This window comes from Streptomyces sp. NPDC032940, from assembly GCF_040636935.1.
In the GTDB taxonomy this organism is placed as follows: domain Bacteria; phylum Actinomycetota; class Actinomycetes; order Streptomycetales; family Streptomycetaceae; genus Streptomyces.
On the sequence record NZ_JBEZVJ010000068.1, the window covers coordinates 1 to 7,817 of the forward strand.

The following is a 7,817-nucleotide window of genomic DNA, read 5'->3' on the forward strand; positions in this document are numbered from 1 at the left end:
CCTCCACGACACCTCGCCCGGCAACAAACCGAGGCTCCCGCGACAGCGGCTCCTTCATGCCTGACCAGCGAAGATGCCACATGAGGTTCGGAAAGGGAACGGCCTCTGACAGCGGAGCGCGGCTTGCGGCGCACTTCCGGGGGGCGGTTTGGTATGCCGTGCGACGACGGGCGGACACGAGACGGGCCAGCACCGCCCAGGCCGGCCAGGAGAGCTGGACATCGCCCGCACCCCCGGGCATTCAGCTCCCGTTGCCCCTCGGAACGGAACGGGGCGCGCGCATGCACCTCACGACACGGCCCACGGCGCCTCGCGGCGTGATCGAAGCCGCGAGGATCGGAGCGGCCATCAGGCGTGGGACCACTGCCCGCGGGACTGCTGCGGGGTGTGAGTGCGCAGGGCTTCTGTGAACCACGTGAACACCGGTGCCAGGCTGGGCGGGACGGGCCATCCGTTGATGACGGCCAGCAGGTGCCAGTAGCGTTCCGTGCGGGGGTCGCCAGCGATCTCCAGGCGTGTCAGCAGCCAGTGGCGCAAGTCGGCGTCGTCGGCGCGGCTGAAGGTTTGGGCGTAACGGGCGGTAAGGCTGTCGATGATGGGTGTGGCCTCGGCCGAGGCTGGAGCGATGCCGGCATCGAGCGCGTGGCCGACGGTGTCGCGGACGGTCTCGGTGAGGTCGTGGTGCAAGCCGGTGACGTCGCCTTGGGCGCGCTCGGCTGCCTGGTACTTCGCCATGCGGCGGACGGCGGCGCGGAAGTCTGGATCCTGAGTGAGTTCGGCGAGCTCCACCCAGGCGTCGACCTGCTCGGGTTCGGGGTCGTCCGGCAGTTCGGGCATGGCCGAGCGCATCATGTCGACGAAGTCGGCGTTGGCGTCGAGTCCGCCGAAGGTGTCGTCGATGAAGTGGTTGATGAGGCGTCGGCGTTCCTCGTCGGAGAGCTTGGCAAGCTTGTGCATGAGGTCCATTTCCTCGGGGGTGGAGCCCCGTTTGGCCACCGCTCGCAGCACCGCGCGCCGCAGTCGGAGGGCGCGGATCTGCACCTCCAGGGCGTCCGCGTGTGCGGCCGCGACCTCGGGCACCGAGACCTCCCGGTCCAGCACCTGCCGGATGACAGCAAGGTCGAGTCCCAGGTCACGCAGGGTGCGCACCAGATCCAGGCGTGTGAGCGCGTCGATGTCATAGAGCCGGTAGCCAGCCGGGCTGCGGTCTGTCGGCGGCACGGTCCCAGTGTCGGAGTAGAACCGGATGGTCTTGACCGTCAGGCCGGTTCGCCGGGCCAGGTCACCGATTGTGAAGAGCGTGTCGCCGTCCATGCCTGCACTCTCGCGTCTCCCCCTACAGGAGACTCAACCTCACTCTCTCCGCTTGGCCGCCGGCCACACTTTGACAGGCGCTCGCGCTCAAGACCCCGGTCACGGTGATGCTGACCGTCGCCGGCGTCCTGGCCGCCTCTGGGCATCCGGGTGTTCGGCATCACTCAGACTCCTGCGTAAGGAGACGGCGCCGGCCCCGACATCACAATGTCGCCGTCACGGCGCTGCCCTGCCGTGGTCGAGTCCGCGCTCTGGGCGCCGGTATGCCTTGGTCGGGCGGCCTGCGGATCGGCGGGATGCCCTTCACCGGTGGGAGGGTTGCCCCGAAGATCCCGAAGGGTCGGGAAGACCGAACCGTTCCATTGCGTTGCGGTTGTCGGAGTCCGACTCGACGCGCATGCCCGCTTCGGTCAGCGCCTGGCGATCTCCGTGCAGCTCCTGCTCCGCTGCCGCCCATTCGTGGATCGTGCACACCACCACGAACGGTTCCCGGCTTGCCCGCCGTCCACGGCGAATCCGTCCTCACAGCCGGTGAACTCGGTGTAGTCGGCCTGCCGCAATACGCTGCGGATCTTCTCGGCGCCCCGGCGCCGGGGTGCCGGCAACGGACGGGGGGCCCACCGGAACCCGGCCTCCGGCTGACCATCGCAATGTTGCGGCCTTCGCATACCCGGCAGTGCAGGTACGGGGCGGCCGACGGTCCGGCCGTCGGCGTCGCGACGAGCATGACCGCTCTTACCACTGAGAACGGCAGGCGCTCTCCCACCCAAGGAGACGCATCCCAGCGGCACCGTCCACGCGGACCTGCAATCCGGCGAGGTTGGTCTCAGACCATCCGTGGCCCTCGTCACACGCCATGCTTCATCATCTACGCGGCCCGACAGGAATCGCCCCGGACGCGCCGAGCGGCACCCTCGACGCCACCGTCGGTGTGACCTTCCCCGTGGACACCGGCAGGACCTGACCGTGCGACGACCGGTAGCCAACTCGTAGGCTGCGGTCATGACCGAAATCCAGAACCCGACTCCGCGCGATGCCTTTGACCTGCTGCTGGCCGGTAACCAGCGCTTCGTGGCCGGAACTCCCGACCACCCCAACCAGGACGCCGCCCGCCGTACCGAGATCGCACCGTCCCAGCAGCCCTTCGCGGTGCTGTTCGGCTGCTCCGACTCCCGGCTGGCCGCTGAGATCATCTTCGACCGCGGCCTGGGCGACCTGTTCGTGGTGCGCACCGCCGGCCACGTGATGGGCCCGGAGGTGCTGGGCAGCATCGAGTACGGCGTGGACGTCCTGAACTGCCCGCTGATCATCGTCCTCGGTCACGACTCGTGCGGCGCGGTCGGCGCAGCGTGCGCCGCTCTGGAGGACGGTGCGACCCCGGGCGGCTACATCCGGGACGTCGTCGAGCGGGTTACGCCCAGCGTGCTGGCGGCACGGGCTGCGGGCAAGGTCGAGCCGCACGAGGTCCTCGCCGAACACGTGAGGCACACGGTGGATCTGCTGCTGGATCGCTCCCGGGTGCTTGCCGAGAAGGTCGCCGCAGGACAGGCCGCGGTGGTGGGCCTGTGTTACCGCCTGTCCGACGGCCGTGCGCAGGTCGTTGCGTCCCGCGGCGTGGAGACCGCCGTCCCTGCCGCATCCTGACCACCTTGGCCGTGGCGGCTCAGCGTGATGTGTCGCAGTCGGAAGACGCCCGTGTACGTGGATGAGGAATCCGGTGGAACGGGCATCCCGGTGCCGCACGGAGCCGCCCGCGGCCGGTGGCCCCTCCTCTCGCGGACTTGGGCCGGGCGGTGCGCCGGGAATGGGAACGGCCGTCCCGGCCGCATGACGCCAGCTGTGCCGGCCTGCCAGAGCGGCTGCGTCGCATTCTGTCCACCGCTCGCATGGGACCAATCCGCAGCTTCCGTGGTTTCGGATCACACAGGGACACCCTGTCACGCCCGCATGAATGAGCGGCAACCAAACCTGCGGGAACGACGGCGCTCCGAGACGCGGCGCCTGATCCAGGCGCACGCGGTGCGGCTGTTCACCCACCACGGCTACGACGCGGTGACGGTGGCCGACGTGGCCGGGGCTGCCGGCGTCTCGTCAATGACCGTGTACCGACACTTTCCCACCAAGGAGGACCTCGTCCTCATTGACCAGCCCGCCCACTCATCACCGAGCACGTTGCCGCGTCGTCAGCAACGCAACCCCTGGTGCGCCGCATCGGCAGCGCCCTCGTCGACGCGGCCACCGCCTCGACCGGCGGCGACGGGGACGAACAGGCGGCGAACGAACGCTTCCTGCTGGACTGCCTCCGGCTCATGGTCTCAACGCCCGCGCTGCGGGCCCGGCATCTGGACAGCCAGTACGCGCTACAACAGGCCATCGTCGAAGCTCTCGGGAAGGACGCGACCGATCCCGACGCCGCGTTCCGCGCCCAAGCCGCCACCAGCGCCTGCCTGGCCGCGATGCACACGGCGCTGACGCGCTGGGTCGAAGACGACGGACGCACCAGACTGCCCGACCTGATCGCACGGGCACTCACCGCCTCCTTCGGTGATGACGCCGTCGCCACCCACCGGAAGGACTGAAGCGCCCGGATCGGGCGCTGTCACCTCCCTTGACCATCGAACACAGCGCGGTGTCAGCGCCTCCCGAAGTACTGAACAATCGCTGTCGACACTCGGGTTCTGGCTCGCTTTCCGTGAACCGGTCACGGTGGGTCATGCGACGTAGCTCAAAGGCTGTGGTTCTGGTGCGCTTCTGTGGCGAGAAAGTCTCGTGCCGCTGAGGTGACCCGGTCGCGAATGTGCTGCTGGTCCGGAGGTTGATCCTTCGGCAGGTCGAGTGCTTTCGCCAGATCAACAATGGGTTGCAGCGCGTCGGGGTAGTCGAGTTCGGCTGCAGCTTCCTCATAGATCAGTTTCGCTCCGTGCACGGGATCGAGTTGGCACGCCACGATCTGGCCGGCCCACCACTGGGCCGCGGTCCATCGCGCCTTGGCAAGATCTTCCGAGGCCAGCGGCAGCAGGCCCAACTCTTCCAGCACAAGGTCGAACAGCTCGCGGGCCTGGGGATACTCACCACGCGCGAGGCCAGCCAGCAGGGGAAGAGAGGGAGCCTCGATGTCGGCCATCAGGGTGTCCAGGCCCAACTGGACCAGGTAAGCGTCCGAGGGACGCTGCCAGGGTTCCATGGCCAGGTCTGCAGCGGCCATGCGGATCAGGCTGATCGCTACTACTGCGTCCACGCTGTCGCCTTCTCATCATCTTTCGGTAGAGGGAAGTCCTATCACCGAGAGCCTGGTGGTTGATCAGGTGGCCAGCAATACGCGCTTGCGTAGCAGTCTGAAACCGGCTCGGCCGAACATCTGGCGCTTGAGCATCTTGATCCTGTTGACGTGTCCTTCGACGACGCCGGAGTTCCAGGGCAGGGTCAGGCCGGCGATGACGGCGTCGCGGTCTCGATCGATGCCGGCCGCGAGAGTGTGGAGGCTGGGAAGGTCGTCCTGGCGGACGGCGTCGAGCCACTGCGGGAGTCGTTCCCCCTGCCGCTCGGTGAGCATTTGGGCGAAGGACCGGACGTGACCGGTCAGGGCGCCGAGTTCAGGGCAGTTGGCAAGGACGGCCTTGAGCCGGAGCTGTTCGATCTCGGTCAGCGTCTCGGGTCGGCTGAGGATCCATCTCGTCACCACGCGGGGTGCCGGCGGTTGCGCGGTGACTGGCCGTGGCGAGGTGCGCTTCTCTCGCAGGTAGGCGCTGACCCGGCCGTAGCTGCCTCGATAGCCCAAGGGAACGATCTCCTCCCAGAGCTTCCAGGCGTTGGTGCAGCCCTCGTCCCAGCGTTCGTCCAGGTAGGGCTTGTACTCATCGAGGACGGAGGTCCTGTTGTACTGCCACTGGCCGCGAAAGAGGTCTTCCGGCTTCGCAGCGTCGGCGAGGCTCTTGACGGTGCGGTGGGTCATCTGGAGCTGACGCCCGATGGAACGGCGGCTGTGGCCGGCTTCCAGCAGCGCGTGGACCGTGGCGTGCCTGGCTCGGACGCGGTTGGCGAACCGCTCGCTCCGCCATGGAGAGTCCGCCTTCTCCTCGGGCGGCGCCGGTTTGTCGGCCTTCGCCTCGCGATCGGGGACCAGGACGCGAAGGCACTGGCGGTGGCGGGCGACAGCCCGCTCGGTGGCTTCCCCAAGGTTGTGCCACAAATGCCAGCGGTCGGCGACCTGCGTCGCCTGTGGTGCCCCGGCTGTGGCGCCTTCCGCGAAGAACGGCGCGCGGTCCCGGCAGACGATCTCGATCCCGGGTCGCTTCGCCAGCCATGCGGCCAGGCTGGACGCCTCTCGGTCGGGCAGCAGATCCACCGGCCGGCGGGTCTCGACGTCGACGAGCACCGTGCCGTAGACCCGTCCTTTGCGCGTGGCGTACTCATCAACCCCCACCACTCGCGGGGCCGGGACTGCGGGTTCGGGCAATGCATCGAGCAGCCGCAACACCGCGCTGCGGCTGATGGGCACCCCGAATGCCCGGGCCATCCGGGCGCCAGCCCGGCCGGCGAGGGCGAGACCCACCGCGGCGAGAGTCGACCGCAACCGCTCCGTCCACCTGCTGTGCCGCCGGGTCAGTCCCGGCATCTGCTCAGCGAACGTCTGCCGAGCACACGAAGGCTCCGGACAGAAGAACCGCCGGACTCGCAGTTGCAGGACCACCAGACGTCCCCCACTCGGCACGTCCGCTGGAAACCGCAGGTAAGAGCTGTGCACCCGGGTCGACTGGCTCCCGCAGTCCGGGCATGCCGCCCCGTCCGCCGTACTGCAGACGTCGATGCGTATCGCCTCGTGGCTCACGTCCAGCGACAGCACCGACACGTCCGCGATGGACGGTAACAGCAGGCCCTCCAGGCGGGGCGCCATCTCTTCCACGACGCCGCACTGTCGACCACATCAAGATCGGCACTGGTCATTTTCAGGCAACTTCCCGGAGCCCGATCGGAGCGTCAGCCGTCACTCAGCGTGCGTACATCACGGAAAGCGAGCCAGAACCGACACTCGTGAACAAAGCCCCGGACCTGATCAGGTGAAAAAAGATCCAGGACCAATCCGCCCACGCGTTCCGCGACGGACTACGCAGCTGAACGACGAGGGACATCGCCGTCGCTGCGAGAACCGGCACGTCCCGCGCCGAGTCGCCTACTGCGCCGCCACGATGCGCTCCACTGCGGCCGCCACCAGTTGTTCGCGCTCTGCCTCCGTGAAGACGTCCGGCAGGGTGAGCTGCTCAACGATCAGCCAGTTCAGCGTCAGCATGAGCAACTTGACAGCCGTGGCGTCTCCGGGGAGGCCTGAAGCCTCGTGATAGGCGACGTTGGCGTCGACGTCGGCCCGGACCCGCTCGGTGAGGACCCTGCGCAGTTCGGGGCGCCGGGTGGCCTCAAGGCGAAGTTCGAGCAACGCGAGGTAGCCGGTGCGGAAGGCGGCCACCCGGCCGACGAGCTCCCGCATCAGCTCCGCGTACGTCTCCCGGTCACGGCCGGCCGCCTGCTGACGCGCGATCGTGGCCTCGTCGGGCTGGAGCCGCTCGTAGACGCGGGCGCCGGCCTGGGTGAGCAGGTCGTCGCGGTTGGCGAAGTAGTTGGACGCCGTGCCGGCGGGAACAGTCGCCTTGGCATCGACCGCCCGGAACGTCAGCCCTCGTGCACCTTCGCCGGCCAGCACCTCGATCGCCGCGTCGACGAGGGCGGCGCGGCGCTGGTCGTTCCGTCTCACCATTGACACCACTCCATACGTAGTACTACGTTCAAACCACTTCAGACAGAGTACTACGGATGGGGGACTACTTTGCGAAAGCTCGTGTACTACATCGGCGTCTCACTCGACGGCCGCATCGCCGGCCCCGGCGGCGAGTTCGACTTCTTTCCGCAGGGCGATGAACAGCAGGCCACCGCCTACTCGGCCTGGATGAACGCGCTGTACCCCGAGACCGTCCCGACCGCCTACCGCGCGGCCGTAGGCGTGGCCGACGCGCCCAACCGGCGTTTCGACACCGTCGTCATGGGCCTCGGTACCTATCGCCCCGCCCTCGACAACGGGATCACCAGTCCGTACGTACACCTGCGCCAGTACGTCGTGTCCAGCACCCTCGAGCCGGACACCGACCCGACCGTCACCGTCGTGCCGGGCGACCCGCTCGCCCTCGTCCGCGAGCTCAAGGGCGAGGTGGACGCCGGCCTGGACATCTGGCTCTGCGGTGGTGGCCGGCTCGCGGGCACCCTGTTGCCCGAGATCGACGAGCTCCTGATCAAGACCTATCCGGTCGTTGCCGGTACCGGAGTCCCGGTAGTGGACGGGGCCTTCGACCCGACCGTCTTCGACGTCGCCGAGCGCACCGCGTTTCCCAACGGGGTCACTTTCACCCGCCTCACCCGCCGCTAGGGCCTGTCCGGCGGATCTTGGATGGTTGCTCCCTGCGGAGGCTAGGGTCTGGCTGCGGAGGCTAGGGTCTGGCTATGGGATCAATGGGGGA

6 protein-coding genes and 1 pseudogene are annotated in these 7,817 nt (G+C 68.2%); 3 read left to right on the top strand and 4 right to left on the bottom strand.

Going from position 1 to position 7,817, the window contains the following annotated elements; all coding sequences use genetic code 11:
- Positions 1-348: 348 nt before the first annotated feature.
- Positions 349-1,314, bottom strand: a complete 966-nt coding sequence (locus tag AB0E77_RS33945; protein WP_361578788.1) for a MerR family transcriptional regulator — start codon at positions 1,312-1,314, stop codon at positions 349-351.
- A 1,002-nt stretch (positions 1,315-2,316) separates the two neighbouring features.
- Here AB0E77_RS33945 and AB0E77_RS33950 point away from each other — a divergent pair.
- A complete protein-coding gene (locus tag AB0E77_RS33950) occupies positions 2,317-2,958 on the top strand; it encodes a carbonic anhydrase (RefSeq protein ID WP_361578791.1) in 642 nt (213 codons plus the stop codon).
- 303 nt (positions 2,959-3,261) lie between these two features.
- Positions 3,262-3,893: pseudogene (locus tag AB0E77_RS33955) on the top strand (TetR family transcriptional regulator).
- Positions 3,894-4,039: 146 nt separating this feature from the next.
- On the opposite strand, the gene AB0E77_RS33960 reads toward AB0E77_RS33955, so the two are convergent.
- The 3 genes from AB0E77_RS33960 to AB0E77_RS33970 all read right to left on the bottom strand — a co-directional run bounded on the left by AB0E77_RS33960 (position 4,040) and on the right by AB0E77_RS33970 (position 7,063).
- Positions 4,040-4,552, bottom strand: a complete 513-nt coding sequence (locus AB0E77_RS33960) for a hypothetical protein (RefSeq protein ID WP_361578794.1) — start codon at positions 4,550-4,552, stop codon at positions 4,040-4,042.
- A 63-nt stretch (positions 4,553-4,615) separates the two neighbouring features.
- Entirely contained in the window at positions 4,616-6,208 is a 1,593-nt protein-coding gene (locus tag AB0E77_RS33965; protein ID WP_361578803.1) for an ISL3 family transposase, read from the bottom strand.
- A gap of 276 nt (positions 6,209-6,484) precedes the next feature.
- Positions 6,485-7,063: a TetR family transcriptional regulator gene (locus AB0E77_RS33970; protein WP_361578797.1), complete on the bottom strand. Its 579-nt coding sequence runs from the start codon at positions 7,061-7,063 to the stop codon at positions 6,485-6,487.
- Between the two features lie 69 nt (positions 7,064-7,132).
- Here AB0E77_RS33970 and AB0E77_RS33975 point away from each other — a divergent pair, with 69 nt between their 5' ends.
- Complete coding sequence (locus AB0E77_RS33975) at positions 7,133-7,726, top strand: dihydrofolate reductase family protein (RefSeq protein WP_361578800.1); 594 nt, start codon at positions 7,133-7,135, stop codon at positions 7,724-7,726.
- The last annotated feature ends 91 nt before the right edge of the window (positions 7,727-7,817 follow it).